General features: G+C 66.6%; 7 protein-coding genes. 1 reads left to right on the top strand and 6 read right to left on the bottom strand.

Annotated features, from left to right (window positions below; genetic code table 11):
- Positions 1-44: 44 nt before the first annotated feature.
- Positions 45-1,016: a TRAP transporter substrate-binding protein gene (locus DFR52_RS15360; RefSeq protein ID WP_158284972.1), complete on the bottom strand. Its 972-nt coding sequence runs from the start codon at positions 1,014-1,016 to the stop codon at positions 45-47.
- Between the two features lie 111 nt (positions 1,017-1,127).
- On the opposite strand from DFR52_RS15360, the gene DFR52_RS15355 reads away from it, so the two are divergent.
- Positions 1,128-2,009: a LysR family transcriptional regulator gene (locus DFR52_RS15355; RefSeq protein WP_110032809.1), complete on the top strand. Its 882-nt coding sequence runs from the start codon at positions 1,128-1,130 to the stop codon at positions 2,007-2,009.
- Between the two features lie 136 nt (positions 2,010-2,145).
- Here DFR52_RS15355 and pdxA read toward each other — a convergent pair whose 3' ends face one another.
- The 5 genes from pdxA to DFR52_RS15330 form a co-directional block, all read right to left on the bottom strand.
- Positions 2,146-3,174 carry a 4-hydroxythreonine-4-phosphate dehydrogenase PdxA gene (gene pdxA / locus DFR52_RS15350; protein ID WP_280954196.1) on the bottom strand — a complete coding sequence of 343 codons (1,029 nt, stop codon included), beginning with the start codon at positions 3,172-3,174 and terminating at the stop codon, positions 2,146-2,148.
- Positions 3,175-3,208: 34 nt separating this feature from the next.
- Positions 3,209-4,297: a nucleotide-binding domain containing protein gene (locus DFR52_RS15345; RefSeq protein WP_110032808.1), complete on the bottom strand. Its 1,089-nt coding sequence runs from the start codon at positions 4,295-4,297 to the stop codon at positions 3,209-3,211.
- Positions 4,294-5,079, bottom strand: a complete 786-nt coding sequence (locus DFR52_RS15340) for a DeoR/GlpR family DNA-binding transcription regulator (RefSeq protein WP_110032807.1) — start codon at positions 5,077-5,079, stop codon at positions 4,294-4,296. The genes DFR52_RS15345 and DFR52_RS15340 overlap by 4 nt, the downstream gene beginning before the upstream one ends.
- A 376-nt stretch (positions 5,080-5,455) precedes the next feature.
- Complete coding sequence (locus tag DFR52_RS15335) at positions 5,456-17,332, bottom strand: hypothetical protein (protein WP_110032806.1); 11,877 nt, start codon at positions 17,330-17,332, stop codon at positions 5,456-5,458.
- Positions 17,325-21,110 (bottom strand): hypothetical protein, encoded by a 3,786-nt coding sequence (locus DFR52_RS15330; protein ID WP_110032805.1) that lies wholly within the window; start codon positions 21,108-21,110, stop codon positions 17,325-17,327. Before DFR52_RS15330 ends, DFR52_RS15335 begins: the two co-directional genes overlap by 8 nt.
- Positions 21,111-21,140: the final 30 nt, after the last annotated feature.

The raw sequence follows: 21,140 nt of genomic DNA, 5'->3' as shown, positions 1-21,140 counted from the left end.
GGTGGCAGGCGGTCACGCCGGGTGACCGCCTGGTGGCGTGGAACTCAGAAAGGGGTTTCGGTGATGCGCTTGTAGAGCGCGATGCCGTCCTGGCCCAGCACCTCTTCGGGAACGCCGGCGATCAGCTCGGGGATGCCGGTGGGGTCGAACTCGACGAGCTCCATGCCGCCTTCGCCGGTCAGCCAGTCGAGATCGGCCTTGTGGCCGGCCAGCGCCGTTTTCGAGGTCCACGCGACGGTCTCCGCCGCCGCTTCGGTCACCGCCTTGCGGGTGGCCTCGTCAAGCGCCGCCATCCGGGCGTGGTTGGCGAAGAAGGACTGCATCTGCGGCACGTGATCGGTGGTCATGATGTAGTCCTGGACCTCGTAGTACTTCTGCGTGCGCACGAAGTTCGGCGGGTTCTCCTCGGCGCTCACCGTGCCGGTCTGCAACGCCAGATAGAGTTCGGTGAAGGCAATGGAGGCGGCATCGACGCCGGTCTTCTTCCAGGTGGTGATCCACATCTGCGCGCCGGGCAGGCGGGTCTTGAGGCCCTGCAGATCGGCCAGGTTGCGCACCGGCTTGTTGGCCGTGAGCATCCGGGTTCCAACATACTGCCAGCCCAGCGACTCGATGCCGTGGGTCTCTTCCAGATACGCGTTGATCTCGCCGCCGATCTCGCCGTTGAACACGGCCATGCTGTGCTCGGGGCTCTTGAAGATGAACGGCATCGAGACCAGCATGTAGGGCTGCGCCATGAAGCTGATCACCAGGTCGCCGGTCAGCGCGAAATCGATGGATTCGCTTCCCACCTGTTGCAGGTTGGCGCGTTCGTCGCCCAGCGCTCCGCCGGGCAGCACGGTGACCGAACTTGCGCCGCCGGTCTTCTCGGCCACGAGGTCGGCGAAGTGCTGGGCGCTCTGGCCCGGCAGGCTGTCGGGCGCGAACTGGTGGGCCAGCCGGAATTCGGCCGCCTGGGTGCTGTGTCCTGCAAAGGCCAGAAGTGCGGCGATCGCGCATGTCGCACGGAAATTCATGTGGTGTCCTCCCTGACAATGTCGCCGCTCCAACGCAGCAATGGAAAACAATTGACGCTGGCCCTCAATAATGTCCAATGCTAAAAACCATAGGATACATAACATCAGGCTATGACCCAGCTCAGCCTCCGACAATTGGAACTCTTCCGCGCCGTCATGCGCCAGGGCACGCTCACCGCCGCCGCCCAGTCGCTCGGCATCACCCAGCCGGCCGCGAGCCGGCTGCTGCGCCATGCCGAGGATCTGCTCGGCACGCCGCTGTTTCACCGTCAGAGCGGCCGGCTGCGCGCCACCGTCGAGGCGCGCGCGCTCTACCGGGAGGTCGATCGGATCTTCAACGGCGTCGACTATGTGCAGAAAGTGGCGGCCGACCTGCACCGGCTGCGCGCCGGCCGGCTCCACCTGGCCGCCATTCCGTCGCTCGCCATGACCCATGCCGCGCGCGCCTCGGAGCGGTTCATGCGCGCGCACCCGACCGTGACGATCATCATCTCCTCGCTGCTCAATCACGAGGTCGCCGACATGGTGCTGGACGGGCGCGCCGACCTCGGCCTGTGCTTCCTGCCGCTGCCCAATCGCGAGCTGACGATCGAGCTGCTCGGCGAGACCGAGCTCATCGCGGTGCTGCCGCCAGATCATCCGCTCTGCGCACTGGACGAGCTGACGCCGCTCGACCTGCAATCGGTGCCGCTGATCTCGTTCAGCGGCTCCATGCCGATCGGACAGCGGATCGAGACCGCTTTCGCGGCCGCAGGCGTGGTGTCGCCGATGGCGGTGGAGGTCAGCTCCACCTTCGTGGCCTGCGCCTTTGTCCAGGCCGGAACCGGCGTGGCACTGGTCGACCGGCTGGCCGCCGACTGCGGCGCCTTTCCGCTGCTGGAAAAGCGCCTGGTCGTCCCGCGGCTCGGCATCTCCACGGCGCTGGTGACGGTGCCGGGGCAGAAGCCCTCGCGCATCGCCGCCGATTTCATGGCCGAACTGCGCGCCAACTGAGCGGCATCATTGGTCCGGTTTCGGGGCCGGCCGCGCTGGCGTCCCTCCCGGGGCAGCGCCGCCGACGCGGGGTGTTTCCGGTCCCGGCCGGCGCGGGATCGCGGCAAGCCGGCCAGGCCTGCCTCCGCCGCCTTCTTCAGCGTCTGCCGGCTCTCGCCGCGGCAAGCGCGATGCCGAGATCGATGGCCTCGAGCAGGCTGCCCTCGCCGGCGATGCCCTTTCCGGCGATGTCGAAGGCGGTTCCGTGGTCGACCGAGGTGCGAACGATGGGCAGGCCGAGCGTGACATTCACGCCGCTCAGGGCCTCCCAGAGCCCGGTTTCCGGATCGACCGAGAAGCCGAGCAGCTTGACAGGGATATGGCCCTGGTCGTGGTAGGCGGCGATGACGGCGTCATACTGACGGGCCCGGAGCTTGACGAACACGGTGTCGCCGGGCACGGGTCCCTCGACATTGTAGCCCTGCCGGCGGAGCGATTCGACGGTCGGGGTGGTGACGGTGAGGTCTTCGGTGCCGAACATTCCGCCTTCGCCCGCATGCGGATTGAGGGCAGCGACGGCGATGCGCCGCCGTTCGATGCCGAGATCCTGAAGCGCGGCATCGGTCAGCTCGACGACCCGCGACAGCCGCTCGGGCGTCAGCCGCCGGACGGCCTCGGACAGGGCCACATGGGTCGATATGTGGGAAACCCGCATGTCGCCGTGCACGAGCAGCATCACCGAGTCCCTGGCGCCGGTCAGGTGAGCCAGCAATTCGGTGTGGCCGGAAAAGGCATAGCCGGCGAGATTGACCGATTCCTTGCTGATCGGTGCGGTGACGATGGCGTCGGCCCCGTCGTTCAGGCAGAGTTTCACCGCCTCCTCGATGGCCAGATAGGCGAGCTTGCCCGCCTCCGCGGAGGTCTTGCCGAACTCGATCCGGTCGTGCGTGGCGCCGAGATCGACCATGGTGATGCCGGGAACCTCACGTTCCAGCCAGTCCGCCCCGATGTTCACGGCCTCTGCAGCCTGTTGGAGGCAGGATCGTGATCCGACGATCGACAGGCGCAATTCGCCGCCACTGATCCGCGGCGCAAGCTTCGCGATCGCCTTGACGATGATCTCCGGGCCGATGCCCGCCGGGTCGCCCATTGTGACGGCAAGGCGGGGGCTGGGGTTGATGTTCACGTTCATTCTCCTGAAGCTGTGATGGGGAAAGAGGCTATGCGGCGGCCAGCCGCACCAGGGTTTGCGGATCGCCGAAGGCGCCGGATTTCGAGACCACGGCCACGCCATCCCATCTCCCGCCCTCGAGCCGCGACAGCGGAATGCCGCCTTCGATTTCGCCGGTGACGCGAAGCGTTGTTGCGCCCGTCATTTCGGCAATGGAGCGCAGTGTCTCTCCGCCGGTGGCGACCAGATAGGCCGGCGGAGCCGGCAGGGTGCCGAGATGCGCACCGAGGGCCTCCCGCACGGCGTCGGCCATCTCCGCCGGGGGAATGCCCTGAAGATCAAACCCGAGGACGGAGAGGCCATCGGCGGCGATTATGCCGCCGGTGCCGTCGCGACGGGTGGCGATCAGCGTCGACCGCGGACACGTATCGCGCAAGGCGGCCAGCTGGGCCAGGGAGCGCTCGTGATGGGAGCCGACGACGACGAGGCAGGGACGCTGCGGCAGCGCCTGAAGTCGCGCGCCGCCGCCCAGGGCTCCGGCCAGCCCGGCAGCACCGCACCACAGCACCGGCCCCACGAGCGTCCGTCCGGCAGCGGCGATGGCAGCAAGCTCCGCGGTGGTGGCGGCGTCGCAGATGAAGAACCCCTCGCCGGTCACCCGGTCGGGCGTGCCGGCAATGACCGGCGTGATGCCCGCCGCGCGAACGCGGTCGGCAATCGGCCCGGCGACATCGGCCAGCTCGTCGCCCTGACGAATCCATTGCCGCCCGTCCCGGGTGATGCGGCCCTGCTCCGGGAATGCCGGCGCGAAGACGGCCGACCGGAATCCGCCGAGCCGATAGTTGAGTGCCACCTCCTCGAAGGTGTGTCCGCGCATCAGCGTGTCGACCTTGCGCAGCGCGATGGCGGCGCCGGAGAAGAAGTCGCCCAGCGCAACGTTGCACGCCCGCGCTGTGTCCGCGGTGGCATCCCGCGTGCCGCAATCGAGGCCGTAACTGCCCCGGGGCAAGCGTCCGCCCGGCCGGAAGCCCACCGGCAGCGGCCCGAAGCGGCTTGAGAACCTTGCTCCCGAATCCAGTGCCCCGGTCAGATCATCGGCCAGCAGCCGGATCTGCGCCTGATCGCCATCCGCCGTCATTCGCCGACCCGGGCGATCGACACCTTCACCCCGTGGGCTTCGGTGGCGGTCCTGTCCATGTCCGAGAGCCTGCTGTCCGAAATCACCTCGTCGATTTCGGCGAGCGTGCAGATGTCGAAACTGCAGGTCGGGCCGAACTTGTTGCTGTCGGCAAGCACCACCACATGGCGCGCCGCCTCAATCATCGCCCGCTTCACCTCGGCGAGATCGAGGGAAGAATCGGTCAGCAGGTTGTCGGTGATCGCATGGGTACCGAGAAAAGCCAGATCCACATGGATGCCGCGCAGGAAGGCTGCTCCGGGATTGCCGAGCAATGTCTGCGAACCTGGACGGAGCGTACCGCCCGGAACGATCACCTGATTCCTGCCGTTGCTGCCCAGGATCTGCGCAATGCCGAGGTCGTTGGTTACGGCGGTGATCGGCAGATTGCTGTCGGCTATGGCCCTGGCCGCCTCGAGCACCGTCGTTCCGCTGTCGAAGATGATGGTCATGTTCGCCTTGACCCAGCTGACGGCAAGGCGACCGATGGCGGCCTTTTCCTTCTGTGCGATGTGACTGGTGATGGAGCTTTCGACCTCGGTGCTGCTTGCACTCAGCGTCGCCCCGCCATGGGTCCGCTCGACATAGCCGCGCTCCGCCAGATAGTCGAGATCGCGCCTTACCGTCGACGGCGATGCGGCCAATGCCCCTGTGAGCTCCTGGATCGAGGCGGCGCCATTGGCGCGCAGATGTTCAAGGATGGCTGCGTGGCGCTGCGGCGGGATGCGGTCGACCCGTGGCATTCGCGAGCGATCCCGATCGGATGCGATGATCTGAGTGTTTGTCAATGGAACCCCTCCAGCACGGCAAGTATCGGAATTCCGCCGTGGGCTGTCAACAATATGATCAAACTCGTTCAAAAAACATCAGATCTGCTTGTGACATTTGGGATGCCGGTTCAAACTCTATCACCGTTGAGGGTGGACGGTCACAAGAACGGTATCATGCTGTTCGATCTTGCAGGCCGCACCGCGACGCCCGCTCTCCAGCGCGTCAGTCTCGGGAGGCCGAAACCGGCCGACGACATGATGTTTGTCGTCAACGGCGAGCAGGGCTGCATATCCGAATGGATCCGCAGCAAGCGGACCGGCTTTCAATCCGCACACCGACGCCCCCTGGTCACGCGATGTCCTGGTAATCCAGATAGATCCCCGTCAGTTTCAGCGTCGGCATCGGCTGTGCCGTCAGGTCCGACATCACCGTCAGGTCGAACAGCAGCCGGCCTTCGGTGGTCGAGGGCAGGTGGGTCCCGAACCAGGCCTCCCAGGCGGCAGCCTGCGCCGGGATCGGCTCGGTGGTGGCGGTGAACACGCCGTCATCGGGCAGCGCGATCCGTCTCGGCGGCATCAGGAAGACCGGCAGCCGCACCGGCGCCACGGCGGGATTGATCGAATAGCTGTAATACAGGCTGAGCTGCAGTGTCGCGCTGGCGGTGCCCGAATCGGCAAACAGCGCGCTGTAGAGCGCGGCCAGCTGATCGGGCAGGCTGCGCCGCAGCGGCTGGGACGGGCCGTCGGACAGGATCGTCGCCATGTTGATCGGCGTGTCGCTGACAATCGTCGGATGCAGCGGCGCCTCGAAAGAGATGTCGGGAGTCCGGTAGACGAACGGCTCGGCGATGGTCTTGCCGGGGACGATATCGGCGTTGCGTGTCAGGTGGACGGCGGTCTGCGCGTCCTGCCGTTCGATGATGCCGAGATCCGGCAGGACGAAGGTCCGGGCCGGAATCGTCCGGCCCGCGGCGGCCGTCAGATAGTCATCTCCCTTGCGGTAGAGGAAGCTCGCTTGCGTGGCCGTGCCACCGGCCTGGCGTTCGCAGCTGAAGCCCTCGATCTGCACGAAGGGGGTTCCGACCCGCGGCGGCAACGGTTTCGGCAGCGTCAGCGTGACCTCCAGTGCCTCGATCCGGTCCTCGCCCTCGACCACCTCCTTGCTGCCTTCGGAGATCACGAAGGACACCGGCAGACCGGGCTCGCCATTGCCTCCGGCTGTGAGATCAAGACCGATGTTCCGGCGGCCGAGCGTGAAGCCGTCCGCGTTGAGCGGCTTGCCGGCGGTATCGGCCAGCATCCCGATCATCGTGGCTGCCGACTGCAGCGCGGCCTGCGCGTTCCGCAATTGCGTCGGATCGGTGGTGCCGACGTCGATCGGCGCCAGGAAGGCGTCCAGGTCGCCGAGCACCCTGGGATAGACCTGGACGAACTGGGCGAGGTTGTCGAACAGATCGCGCGGCAGGGGCTCGGCCTTCATCATCATGGCCGGATCCGGCCGGTTGAAGCTGACCGTTCCGTGCACCTCGTCCTGCTGCTGGTGGATCTGCATGGAATAGACGAAGCTGTAGGACCATTGCGTCACCGCAGCCAGCGGGTTGTAGCTGCCGACGTCGGTTGCGCTGCCGCGCGGTTGATAGCAGGGCGACACCGGCGCGCCGCCGCTGTCCTGGCTGACCAGCGCCGGCATCTCAGGGAAGGCCCGCACCACGATGGGCACATCGAATGTCCCCAGCGCCGCCTCGAACGGAGCCCCGGTCACGCCCGCATCGATGTCGACGAAGCTGAGCCAGGTCGAGGGCTTGTAGCCCTTGATGCCGGGCAGGCTGCCGATCTCATGCTCGATATTCTGACCCTCGTAATCGAGCGTCAGGGAGATGCGCTTGGCCTCGACCGAGGTCGAGCTGACGAGCGAACTGAGATAGGACGGACCCGCCGTTGCGCCCGCGAAGCGCAGCTCCAGCTTCGGCGACGACACGGTGATGTTGCGCTCGGACGTCGGCTCCGAGGCGTCGACCAGGGATGATACGGGCGGCGGGCGCTGGATGATGTCGCCATAGATCCGCGGCGGCTCCTGCGCACCGGGTTGCGCCTTGATCGCGGCCGCGACGTCCGCCTTGAACTGCACCCCCGCCTTGACCGCATAGAACTGCCCCAGCGAGCCCAGCATCGCCTGGTTGAAGGCTTCCTGGATGCCGGCCAACTGCACGGCATCCGGGCTTTCGCCATCGTAGACCGGTATCATCAGGAATTTCAGCGCCTCGGCCAGTGCCTTCTTGGCCTCCAGGACCGCCTCCAGCGCATCCGGCGCGCCCGGTTCCACCGCTTCGATGTTGCGCGACAGGATGTCGGCGGGCGTGACGTATTTCGGCACCAGCAGCGCATCGATGTAGGCCAGTGCCGTCCGCATCCAGCGATCGAGGTCGATGGAGGAGAAGGATCTGAGCTCCGGCTTGCCGGCCGGATCGATCGGGGTGCCGGTGCTGTAGGGCAGGATTTGGGTCTCTGCCTTGGATCTGAGCGTGTTGGAGATCGGCCGCGGCGCATAGACCAGCGGATTGCCGGGGTCGGTGACTTCGAAGCTGATTGCGTCGGTGCCGGCGACAGTGCCGATCTGGACAACCCAGAGCGGCTTGTTGCCGGCGCCCGCGAACACGTTGCGGTCGGACCCGGTGGCGATGCGGAAACCGTGCCCGTCCTCCGATGCGAAGGCCGCGGCAAACTCGGCCGCGAACAGCTCCAGCCCTCGCTGCTGCGCGGCCTGCGCGGAGTCGAGCGTTCCGGTGAAGGGCGCCAGCAGCGTGGCCGCGCGAGTGACGCCCGGCGCCGTCCGCAGGTCGCCGTTGACCAGATCCGGCCGGCGCTGCAGCGTCAGGGCCGCCGTCAGCTTGAAGATCTGGTCGCCGCAGATCGCCGCGCCGGCCAGGTCGTGCGAGCTGGTGAAGGCGGGCACGGGATCCGGCGCCGCCGGCGCACGACAGGGGTCCTCGGGCGGCTCGGTCGGCAGGGCCTTCAGGAACGCCAGGATGTCGCCGGCCCATTTGAGCAGGCCGGCCGGGCTCGCACTGTCGCCGCTGGGGATCGTCCAGCATTCCGCCGGGACCATCGAACAGGTCACAGCCACGTCGATGCCCGCCGGATCGGCCAGTTGCGCGACGATCCGGGAATAGGCGTTGATCGCCTGCGCCAATGTCCGTTTGCCGGCTTCCGACACGTCCGGATCGGAACTCTGCGCCTCTTGCGAAGCCTTGACGAAAGTGGTGGCGTCGAAGCCCAGCGTGACCTCCAGCCGGGGCGCGCCGGGCTGGCCGGTCATGCGATAGCTGTTGGCGACCGCCGGCCACTGGCCCACGCCGTTGAGCCGCTCGGTGTAGCCGGTGATCTGCGGGGGCTGGTTGCGCGCGGCCCCCGCGGGCGGCGCCGGGTTGAGAAACTCCGACTGGATGCGGTTGCCGTAGATATCCAGCCAGGCCATGTCGAGGCTCAGCACGCTGCCGATCCCGAGATAGGGGCTTGCCGCCGGATCGCCGTTGGCGAGCACCTGCGCATAGGGCACGGTGACACTGAATTTCCACGTGGCATCGGCCGCCCGCGAGCTCGGCGCCTGGAGCTTGTCGCCGCTGCTTTGCGCGTCCGGGTCGATCGGGCCGGCGGGCAGCCCCCAGTTGGAGGTTTCGAAATAGGAGTTGCCGGTGTTGGCAGCGATGCGGTAGCCGAGCAGGCTGAAGCTCTGCCTGAGATAGGCGGTGCCCCATGCGCCGTCGACGCTGTCGGGCACCTGCGGCTCGGGGCGCTGCAGCGTGACGCCGGCGACCCCTTCGGCAAGGGTCGGCACCAGCGTGACGGGTCCGATCGTTGCGGCAAGCGGGCCCGCCGCAAAGGCGCTGGCATCCGCATTGGTGGCGGCCAGAGTCGCAAGCGGCGCGCCGTAGTAATCCGCAATGGCGCCGAAGCTGGCTGTGCCCGGCGAGGTGCCTGCGACCAGATCGAGTCGCGGCAGGCGGATCGCGGTCAGCGGCGCCAGCGTCGAAGGCAGAGTTGTTCCCCCCGCATTCACCCTCTGGATGGCATCGACCGTCGTGCCGAAATGCTCGGCGATCAGCGTCAGGACACCTCCCGGATTGGCCGGGTCGGGGTTTGCGGGCGGGACCGGCGGCGCCTGATAGAGCCCGCCCTCCACCACCAGTGCGGTTCCGGCGGCCAGCGCCGCGTCGCGGTTCTCGGCCACCAGCACGCCGACGCCCATATAGTAGCCGGCGGCATAGCTCGCCAGCGTATCGGTGCCCGGCACGAAGGCGCGCGCCTGCGCGACCGGCACGGCTACGGCCTTGGCGATCAGCGCCGCCGCGGAGAGGTCGAAGCCCTGGTTGGTGACTGCGACATTCATGAAGTTGGCGAGAGTGAGCCCGGCCTCGCCGGCGATGTTGAACAGGGCGAAGAAGGCGACCTCGGCCTCCCAGCGGTCATTGAAGATGTGATCGGGCAGGCCTTTCGGATCGGCGTCGCCGCCGGTCGAATAGGTCAGGAAGAATCCGCCCTGGCGGGTGATGCTCGCCTCCCACAAGAGCCGCGCGAAGTCGTTGGGCGTGCCGATCAGGTTGGGGAAGGACGGTGTGTCGCGCAGGCCCCGGACCGCGGCGGCGCTGCTCGGCGGGCGCGTCTCGGTCGACAGATTGGTCTGGGTGATCGCCATCAGCGTGCCGGACGGATCGTCCGACTGCCAGCCCGCCGCCTCCGAGCCGGTGGGGATCGGCCGGTAGAACAGCCCGACCTGGTCGAAGCCTGCCGGCTTGTCGGTCAACTGGTCGAGCATCCGCTCCATCAGCACGATCTCGCTCTCGGGCGCTCCGACGATCTCATAGCTGCGGGCCACCGGCCCCGTGGCCTCCGTATCCGTGAGTTTCTTGATCGTGAACGATATCAGCGACCCGAAGCCGTAATTCCCCACCGGCGTCTCGACGGTCGTGCCGCGCGCCTCGTCCGTGCGCGCCAGCACCAGCTGCATCGTCGGCAGCACTCCCTTGTCGTTGGGCTTGTTGATCAGCGGACTGGGCAGCGACCACATCCGCGGCCGCGGCGTCTCGGGCGGGGCGGACTGCATCGGCAGGTCGATGCCGGTGGCGGCCTGCCACGGGATTTCCCGTGAGAGCGGGAACTGCGACGGCGCCACCGCTGCGGCCGTGAGCGGGGTGATCGGCGAGGAGTCCATCGACAGGTAGCCGGCATGGGCGGCCGCCGCCACTGCCGCCAGCTGCTGGTAGCGGGAATTGCCGAAGGCCGCGTCCAGCGTGTAGACCATCTGCGTGGCGCCGCCCAGCCTCAGCCAGCCGAGATCCGCCGCGCCGTCTGGAATGGCGATCGTGAAGCTGAAATAGGGACCCTCTGGCTGCCCGGCCGGATCGGGGATCGGGGGCAGCGGCACGGTCTGGCCGGTGAGCGCGAACAGGCCCAGATCCGCGGGATAGGCCCCGGCGGCCGCAAAGGGAACGTCTGGCGCGGGCGTGAGCTTTTCGCCGCCGTTGTCAAAGCGTGTCGGCAGGCGCAGACCGTGCAGGTAATAGCGCGACATCATCGCGCCTATATGCTGCAGCGCCAGCGATCGGCGCATCTCATCGATGAGATCCCCGATGGCGTACTGCATCAGGTGCGGGACGTTGAGCGTCATGGCGTCCGCCGCAACCGCGAACAGGCCGGCGATCCCGCCATTTGCAGGCGTTGCCAGCGCGGTAAGGTCCAGCGAATAGCGCTGCCCGACCGCTTCCAGCGTGTCGCCGTCCGCAATCTTGTGCCCGAAGTCCGGAATGGCGAGGATCGACTGCGCCTCGAGCAAGGTTGCCGAACTGACGATGGCCGGATCGGCGGCGATCAGGGCGGCGGCATCGGCGAGGTCCAGCGCGGCCGCGATGCTGCTCAGGCTGTCCCCGGTCTGCGTCAGATGGGAGCGGCCATTGGCCACGATGAGCTGGCCGGCCGCGATGACCCGTGCATCATCGGCATTGGCCAGCGCCAGCGCCGCGCCGCTGAAGACGCCGCCGAAGACGTCGAGGCCGGCAATGTCGGCGAAGCTCTGGCCGCCGGCGCTTTGCCAGTGCATGCCGGCGATGGTCATGGAGCCTGCGGCGGGGCTCAGCGGGTGGGTCGGATTGGCGGCGAAGAGCTCCGCCAGGCTGTAGGGATCATGGCGGCTGATCTCGTCGACGAGCGCAAGCGGGGTCGCATCCGGCCAGTCCGCCAGCGGCAGCAGGAAATTCGCCAGGCCGTCGCGCATCGCCTGCAGCCCCTGGCGCACGATCATCACGAAATAGTCGGTGAAGACATATTCGGCGATCGAGGGGCCGTCGGCCTCCGCACTCGCCAGCATGGCCGGCGGCGGGTTCTCCGCCTCGATCTGGACCTTGAGCTGATTGAAATAGGCATTGAGCGCGATGAGGAATCCGGGGCTCGAGCTGTTTGCCGCGCCGAAGGCGTAGCTGTAGCCGGTGCCGCCGTTGAAGGCGGGCATGTCCATGGTCAGCGCCGGCACCACGGGGAAGAAGACGACGGGGACCGCGCCGTCGGGATCGGCATCCTGCTTGAGACGGAAGTCGAAGCTGCTCTGCGCGGTGAGGAAGGCGTTGATCTGCGCCACGCCGATCGGCTGAGGATTGGCCTCGTTGCTGAAATAGTCCAGCATCTCCTGCAGCTTGACGTCGGAGATGGTCACCGCGTCGACGCCCTCGGGCGTGACCGGCCCGTCAAGCCCGGCGGCCAGCGCCCATTGCAGGATGCGCACTGCCAGATCCTCGAACGAATTGCTGTCCGCCGTCGTCCTGCGATCGCCGCGGGCCCGTGCATGGGCCGCCGACGCCACCCGGTGCGGCGCCACCAGCTCGGCCGAGGGGTCGAGAGCGGCCGTCAGCATGGCTTCGGACCCGGTGTGCACCGGCGGCACGTCGTGCAGGTAGAAGCCCAGCACATAGGCGGCCGGCTGCTCCTGCGGCGTGGCGGCGGCGTCGCCCACCACGGTGAGCGCCGGCACCATGTAGCCGGTCATGCTGAGCGGCGAGCCCGGCTGCAGGTTCGTCCAGTTCGGGGTGTAGCCCGGCGCCCAGGGACCGTCGGCCGGTTTGCCGACCGAACCGAGCGCCTCCAGCTTGCTTGTGGCCCGCGCCGCCAGCGCATCCGGGCCGGACAACATCATCCGCATGGACTGCGCCGACAGCATGGTCGGAGCCCAGGGCGCCGGACCCTTCATCGGGTTGGCGATGCGGAACTCGGCTTTCACCGTGGCCTTGAAGGAGAGGTGGATCGTGATCTTGAACAGCCCCAGATTGATCTTCAGCGCCAGGCTGACGTCAACCAGCGCCTGCACCATCAGCGGGATGGGTTCATAGCTGGCAAAGGTCACGCGGACGAAGATCGAGATCCGGATGTCGAGATCGGCCGAGATGATGGCGAAGTTGACCGAGCCATAAAGCCGGCCCTGGATTCCGAGCGTTCCGGTCAGGGAGAAATAGTAGCCGTCCTGGAGCTCCGCCGGGACTCCTTCGTGGGTCGGCCCCTGATAGGGCAGCCAGCGGGCGATGACGCCTTCGATGATGCCGAACACGGTCAGGCTGAACCCGGCCTTGAGGATGCCCATCTCGATGGATTTGCCCAGTCCGACCTGCGCGCCGAATCCGAAGACGATGACCGGGTTGAACCAGCCCGGCACGTTCGGGCCGCCGGGAACCTTGTTGGTCGTCGCCGACGACAGCTTGCCGAAGTAGAATCCGGCCGAGCCCATGACCGGAAACGGCCCGGCCTGGAGCTCGATCGAGAACGAGCGGGAGAAATCCTCGTCCCACGGAAAGCCGATGTCGACCTGGAAGTCCCCGTTGGTGTAGATCTCGATGGCGAATGTCGGCAGCGTGATCGACGCGACGCCGATCTGGAGTTTGCGCATGATGTCCGGCAGCACGATGGAGGCGGAGTATCTGCCCACATTCTGCGACACCTGCTGGTACATGATCTGAAAATCCAGCCCGGCGAAGATCTTGGCCATCGGCCCGGCCAGCGCGATCCTGAGCGCATAGAGCTTGGGGTCGTTGAAGACGACCGACAGCGAGATGAAGTATTCGGCCTCGTCACCTTCGGCGCCCACCGCGTCGGTGGCTCCGCGCGGGACAAGGGCGGTTCCGCCGTCGGCGCGGCTGCCGGGCGCCTTCTTCTCGACCTTGAGCACCCCGAAATCCATCCCGACGAACCACGAGCTCTGCGGCGCGAACAGCGGCTGGCCGTCGCCGCCCAGCGGAATCTCCGGCGGTTCGGGCAGGTTCAGCTTCTCGAGCATGTCGATGACGTCGACGACGGATTTGGCCTGGGTCAGACCCTGCACCTCGACATGCTGGCCCAGCGCCAGCAGCCGCAGGTCGACATACTTGTTTCCCCCACCGGGAGGCGCCGGCGTGGAGTTGGGATCGTCCGGGGCCCAGCTGATGGCGTCGCCACTGTCCCAGACAAAGGAGCCGTCGATGGTGATGGCGACCTTGTTCTTCGGGTTTCCGTCGGCCTCGTCCGCGCCGTTCCCGTCGGAGTTGTAGGCGAGCGATATGCCCTTGAGCGTGAACAGCCCGAGATCGATCGGGCCGATTCCGATGGCAAAGGACACCCGGCGCGTGGTGAAGTTGTAGATGACGCTCAGGGCGGAAAGCTTGATGTCGTCGAGGATGTTCCAGGGCGACACCAGCCCGAATTCGGTGCCGGTGGCCCAGCCGACGAATTTCTCGACCAGCGACCCCACGCTCTCTCCGTCGAGCGAGAAGGTGGCGATGGTGTCGCCCTTGGTGATCCTGTTGGCCGGATCGTCCTTGGCCGCGGTCTCGACCACCGCCTTCAGGCCGACATCGGTCCAGATGACGATGACCTTCTGCACTTCCGGAGCGAAATCGTACTCGATGCTCAGATGGATGTTCCACAGCGTCACGTCGGCCAGCAGCTTGCCGTAGAGCCCGTCTGTCGTCGCCATCAGTGCAGGCGGCGCCGGGAGCATCAGCACGGCGGTGCCGCCCGGAACGCGCTGGCGGACCCGCCTGTCCGGGGCCCAGAGCGCCGTCGAAGGCTTGGAGGGTCCGTAGCCCAGCGTCAGGTCGAAGGTCGCCGACAGCTGGCTGCCCAGCACCGGGATCGGCTCCCAGGGCGTGGCGGTCTTGGCCTTGAATTCGAACGTTCTGGCGCCAGCGCCGCCGGCGCCTTCACCCCAGACCAGCTCGACGCTGACATCCTTGAGCTCAGGAAAGCTGATGGACGAAGGCACCCATGCCTCGCCCAGATATTCGGCCACCAGCGCATCGAGATCGACCAGTGTGGTGGTCGCGGCCTTGAACAGCCAGCTCTTGTCGGCGCGGTAGAAGGCGCCGATCTCGACTCCTATCGGGGCGGTGCTGGAGGGCAGCAAGGTGGTCTCGGCGGTGATGTTGCCGGTGTTGATCCCCTTGTTGCGGCTGATCGCGAAGCCGACGCGATCAAGCGAGAACAGCGGCGTCGAGGTGAACGGGAAGACGAAGTCCCAACCGTCCATCGTCATGTTCATGCCGACGGCCAGATTGTCGTTCGGACGGTCATACATGAACGAGAACATGTCGATGACCGGTTCGTGCGGCAGCATCATGTCGACGCCGGGCACGAAGGTCTCCACGACCTTGGAGATCGTCAGCACCCCGGAGTCCAGCGAGCCCTGCAGCACCACGTCGGGATAGGCCACCGTGACGCTGATCACCGCCGGATCGACGGCGCCGACATTGAACTTCGCCGAGGCCCCGACGCTGAGCTTGCGCGCGCCGGTCGGCTGGGTGACGATGGCGGTGATCTTGCTCGAGTGCAGGCTCAGCCCGCCGAACAGCGGCAGATCCTCGGTGTTGTTCTCTGCGATGACGGTCAGCGTGCCGACGGTTTCCGCCTTGAAATCGTAGTCGACCTCGATATCGCTGACACCGAGGTCGGCCAGCACGTTGAAAGGCGCCGGCAGACTTGCAATGACGTTGTAGCCCGTCAGCAGCTGGTAGGCGGCGGCGATGCTGGGATAGGTGTCGCGGAATTTCAGGCTGGCCGGCCAGGCGTTCTCGGCTCCGCCGACGAGGATCGCCAGATCGGCGACAATGGCCGGCGTCTTGCTTTCCAGCGCCGGATAGGTTCCTCCCATTCTGGCGGCGATGAGATTTTTGCCGTCCGACAGCGTCAACCCGATATAGGGGTCGCGGAAGACCATCCAGGGCGCCCCGGGCATGGTCCAGTCTCCGGGAACCTTGAAGACGATCGCCGCGGCGAGCACGTTGCCGGGCGCGGTGAACTCGATGTCGACGTCACAGGGGATGCCGAGAGGCTGGAACGCCGCTGTCGGGCCGGCAAGCGTGATCGTTGTCAGGGTTGCCGGCTTGGCCGCGGGTTCGAAGCTGGTGGCCCGGGTCAGCGTCAGCGCGGCGCCGTAGTCCTTGAGCAGACTCCTGATGAAATCGGGAATGGTGCCGAATTTCAGCACGCCCGGCACCAGGTCGATGGCGCCTCCGGCATCGACCGCTGCTTTGATCTTCGCGTACAGGTCGTCCAGCGGGTTGACGTCTTCCTCCACCCGCAGACCGTTCACCGGCGCCGCGAGCTGCGACGTCATGTAGGCCACCGCCAGCGCCAGCTTGTCCTGCGTCGCATTGGCAAAAAAGGTCCTGAGCGCCAGGAAGTATCGACGGATTGTGCCGGTGTCGCCGGTCTCGTCGGTGTACTGCTGCATGAAGCGGCCGATGATCGTCGGCGGCGCCTCCTGATTGGAGGCGGGCCAGATCTCGGGCGATCTGGAGACCTGCGACGAGATCGCCAGCAGCCCCTCCGGGACGGATTGCGAGGTGTAGTCCGACAGGGTGACGGAGGGATAGATCTTCTTGCGGACCTCGTCGGTATCGTTGGTGCCGGGCAGTTGCAGATAGGGCCTGCCGATGTTGACGCACAGATTGGCAGTGTTCTGGCCTTCGAAGATTGGCGCCAGGCCGGAGGTGAAGACCGCGTGGCTGAAGCCGGCGGGGAAGGATCGGCCGAGCTGGACGAACAGCACCATCCTGCGCGGCTCGGTGGCGCGCTGCAGCGCCTCGACGGCGGTCTGCACCGTTTGCAGCGACGTCGGATAATTGAGATATTCCAGCCGCTGGTCGGCCTGCAGGGTCGCAAAGAAGGCGCTGCGGCGCTTGAAGTTCGATGTGGCGTCCGGGTCCGTGCCGCTTGTGACCTTCAGCTTGAAGCCCGCCTCGTTGGGACCGAATCCGCCGGTCAGGACCTTCATCAGGTCGGGCTCGGCCGAGGTTTCGGATGTACCGAACTCGTCGAAATTGACGATGATGACCGGCTTGGCCTTCTTGTAGAGCTTGGTCGGCACCGTGGTCTGCGACGTGCGCTCGGTCTGCCATTCCAGCGCGCCGCCAACGATCATCGAGGCGCCGAAAGCCGTGTCCTGGCTGAAGCGCGGACTCATCGATTTGATGCTGTACACCGTCTGAACGGCATAGTCCTTCTGCACGGCCGGGCTGGTCAGGTACTGCACGATTCTCATCTTGTCGCGCTTGTCCTGGGGGTAGGACGGGTTCTGGTACAGGTCCCACGGCACCGAATCGTAGGAGCCGGTGTCCACGGTGTAGAGGCGCCGCTTGAACGCTTCGCCGCCGACTTCGGCCACCTGGAGAAGATCGACCGTCGCCCGGCTCCTGTCGGCGAAACTGATCTGTTCAAAGCCTTGCCAGTTGAACGGCTGCAGCCTGAGGAAGACCTCGACATTGAGCTGCGTGGTATAGATGATCGACTGCGACGCGCCGCCCGTCATGCCAAAGGCCATCGTTTCGGCCGGCAGGCTGTTGCTGTTGAACTTGATGGGCACGATGGTGGCGTTGGCGACCTTGTATGGCGCGTTCCCGGCGAGCTCCGGGATCAGATCCCTGAGCTTGTCGAGTTCCTCGTCTTCCTGGTAGTAGAGCTCGATCCTGCCGGTGTAGCCGAAGGTCAGATTGGCGTCCGTCGCCGGCCGCGCCAGCCGGTACATCAGGTTGACGGACGAGGACTGGTGGCCATAGCTGGCGCCGGCATCGACCCAGAGACGGATGGTCTTGTACTTCGCCTCATTCCTGTTGATCAGCTGCTGGAAGGCCTGGATCTGCGTCCTGATCGCCTCGGACGAATACTGCGCCGTGGTCGCCTGCAGGGACGGAAACAGGTTTGTCAGGAACTCAAACATCGCCGTCCCCCTGATGTTCGAGCAGTTCCGCTTTGGCGGCAGCCTTCTTCGCCTCTTCCTTGGCCTTGTTGTAGACCGCGAACCATCCGAGCCCGGTGCTCTCGCCGGCCCTGGGGTCGCCGAACAGGAAGAAGGCGGTGTTGCCGCTCGACGGCACCTTGAGCAGGCCGAAGAACTTCAGCGCGATCTGGTTGATCAGGAGCAGGAACCCGCCCGGTTGCTCGTCGGGATGGTCCTTCGACGCCGGCGAGTAGAACAGCTGCACCATCCCGACCGACAGCTTCATGACCGTCTGCAGGCTGAACAGCTCGCCGCCGCCGCCGGCGCCGGGCAGCTGGATGCCGACCGACGCCTTCAGTGTCGCGTCTCCCGGGGTCGCGCCGCTGTCATCGGCCCAGGCCGCCATCAGGTTCGAGTCAAGGTTGACCTTGCCCGCCAGGGCGCCCGGCGTGCCGAGGTTGAGCTTGAAGTTGAGCCCGTGCCAGCCGCCGCTCCCGACCCCGCGCAGATTGTACTGCGTGACCGCCGGCAGGTAGCCGAGACTGGCCGGATCGGCTTTCGCCTCGCCGCTGGCCATGGCCGAGACGAGCCCCAGCAGCTCCATCTGGAAGCTTCTGTAGAGGCTCTTCTGCCGGGCATGGCTGGTCGAGCTGTTGAACGACATCTCCGCCTCGACCATCACCAGCACCGGCGCGGGGGCATCGCCCGGGTCCGCCGGACCCGACGGCGTGGTGATCTGCAGTCCCAGATTGGCGAAGTTCAGCCCCTGCCGCAGCGCGTCCCGGGCATCCGCCTCCGGACCGTAGGAGAAGACATCGAAGGCGGGCAGGCCTTCATCCTTGTTTTCCGGCACGATGGCGAAGTTCATGAACCCGGTCATGCCGATCCAGCTCACGCTCGCCCCCGAGGTCGCGCCGCTGTCGCGGGTCGACATTTCCGCGGTGTCGATCTCGACCGAGGTCAGGATGTTGTTGGCGAGGGAGAACTGGTTGGGCCATGTCGACGCCAGCGAATAGAGCGTGGCATCGCCGTTTCTCTGCACCCCGCCTTCCAGCAGCACCGCGTTGTTGCGGTTGATCTGCGGTCCTTCGGGCAGCACGTCGACCATCTCCCGCACGCCGGCGCCGAAGAGCCTGTTGAGCACCATCTGCGCCAGGCTTTCGAATTTGCGGATGGCCGAATTCTCGAACAGCGCCTTCAGCGTCAGCAGCGTGAAGTCCTGCGGCGCGGCGAGGTCGAGCGGCGGGATCGTGTGCGGCGGCAGGCTGTCGTCATAGCGCGGGTCGACATAGTAGACGAGGCCGAACATCGACGTCGTCTCCTTCTGCTGCAGCTGGCCGGGATCGGCGGCGTTGATCTGGCCGATGTCGATTCCGATGTGATGGGCATAGAAATCCGACAGGTCCTCGACGCCCGCCAGGATGCCCTGGATGTCTTCCGGCACCTTCGCGATCCCGGCCTTGAGAATGAGCACACCAGTCCAGTCGGGGTCGGTGATGATCCTGGCGAACTTGGCGAAATACGGATTGTCCCGCTTCCGGTAGGCTTCCAGGCAATAGGTGACGAGCCAGTCCGACAGGGGGATGAGTTGCGATGCATCGCCCGGGACGGGGGTGGCGAAGACCTCCTTCATGGTCCACTTGTCGGGGCTCTTGAGCAGACTGGCGTCCTGAACCGCGTCATCCTCGACGTCGAGGATCCTGCCCCTGAGCCCCTTGACGATCATCACGTCGCGGTAGCTGCCATAGGCATTGCCGACCCCGGGCCGGGCCGTGAAGCTCCACTGGCCGATGTCGATCCGGTTGAAGAAATAGGGTGTGTCGGCGATGTCCACCGTCGCCGGCGGCATGAATGCATGCGGCGGCGGATCCGGTGGATCCTGCGCGCCGGGGTCGGTGAAGGGGCCGAGATGGGCGTTGTTGGCGATGACCAGGAACTGGTCGTTGGTCTGGAACGCCGCCTGCAGCGCTTCGTCGAGCCCGGTGAAGCCCATCTGCCGGGTCACCGTGCCATCGGCCATCACCTGGCCCAGCAGAAGCTGTTTCCATGCGCCACCGGAATCGTAACGCGTCATGAAACCGGTGGGAGTGGTGGTGCTGGTCAGTTCGGCCGCGTCGCGGGCCGCGGACGGCATCAGTGTGTGCCGCGGGGAGGCCGACCGGCGCACCGCACCCGATGACTGCGCCGCCGTGATGCGGCTCTTGCGCGTCGGCGCCACGATCTGCTGCAGCAGCAGGTCGAGCTCCGCGCTGCTCATGTCCTGGACGCTGTCGCCGGCCACGAAACCGGCCAGCGGCGGCATCGGAAACGCCACGCTGGCGTCCGGCGGCAGGCTCACCCCGGGATCCTTCGGACCCAGGGCGCCGGTTGCTCCGGTGCCCGCATCGGCGCCGAAGAGCTCGGCGCCCTTCGGCGCGGCGGCGTAGTGTCCGCCAGCGCCGGCCATGCCCGATGGCGCCAGGAAGCTGACCCAGGAGGTCAGGTACTGATCGTCCATCAGTTCCGCCTTGGGATCGATCGGGGGCCCGACCGGTGAGACCGGCGCCAGCGGGAAGTCCGGCGCATTGGCGGGCATGCCGCTCCTGAACCGGATCAGCTGGCCGGCCGGCGCGTCGGCGGTGCCGGCCAGGAAGCTCACCGTTTCCGTTCCCGACTGGCCGCACAGGATCGCCGCCGGCTCACCCGCCTCGGTCCCCTCGACCCGGACCTGGAAATCGCCCTGCGGCGAGAAGCGGAAGCCGTTCTGCAGGATCGTCTTTTGCCTGCCGGGATTGACCACCAGCGCCGGAAGCATCGCCCCGGCGGCGGCGGGCACCAGCGAGACCGGCTTGCCGTAGTTGGACCGGTAGAAGGATCGCAGCACGGTCTCGACCGAATCGGCGCCGGTGATCGACTGGCCGGTGAAGTAGAAGGCCGTCTGGGCCGCCTGCGCCAGCAGGTTGTTCGGATTCATCACGTTCACCTGTCCGGTGAACACCACGAAGAGCGAGGCGGATCCCCGTTCGGCCAGCGGCAGATAGGCGGCCAGAAAGGGAACCGCATCCGCGCCGCTGCCAGCGCCGGTCTGCACCGGATTGGGGATGACCAGCTGGAACCCCATGTTCAGATCATCGATCAGCGACCGCTGCGCGATCTCGACATCGAACCGGAACGCGCCGAGCGCGGATCCTTCGAAGTGAAGGGTGGCGTTCGGGGTCCGCGGCGGTGTCTGGCTCGGCTGCGATGGCCCGGCCAGCGTGACGACGGGGGTGGAGCTCGCATTGGCGGTGAGCAGGATATGGCCTTCCGTGGCCTCGTCGGGGACCGACAGCACGCAGCCGGGGTTGAACACCGCAGATACGCCGGGGATGCCGGTGAGAACCACGTCGAAGAAGCTCTTCGGCGTCACCTTGCCATTGCGCTTGGAGAGCGCCACCAGTTGAAGCGTGGATCCGATCCGCGTGACCAGCTTCGCTGGGGCTTCCGCGATCAACGCCCCGCTTGGAAGAAAGATCAGTGCCCCCTGTTCGCCGAACGTCGTGTTCAGCAGGGCGGCGATCGCGGCGGTGGCTGCGGCGGGGCTGGCCCGCACCGCCCCGGCCTGGGCGGCGAGATAGACCAGACTGCCCGCCCAGTCCTTCGACGTGTAGGCCAGTGCCTGCGACAAAGGCAGCGGAGTGGGAGGCAGCTGAGCCGGGTCGGGACTGTCGACATTCGCGCAGACGATGAACGCCCAGCCTGCGTCGGCGTCGCTGCCGGACAGATAGACGGTCGTGTCGTTCAGGCGCGTGAATTGCACCACCTTGATGACCCCGGAAAACGGCAGATC

The sequence above is a fragment of the Hoeflea marina genome (assembly GCF_003182275.1).
Classification (GTDB): domain Bacteria; phylum Pseudomonadota; class Alphaproteobacteria; order Rhizobiales; family Rhizobiaceae; genus Hoeflea; species Hoeflea marina.
Note: the sequence above shows the minus strand (reverse complement) of the source record. Positions and strands in the feature narration are given on the sequence as shown.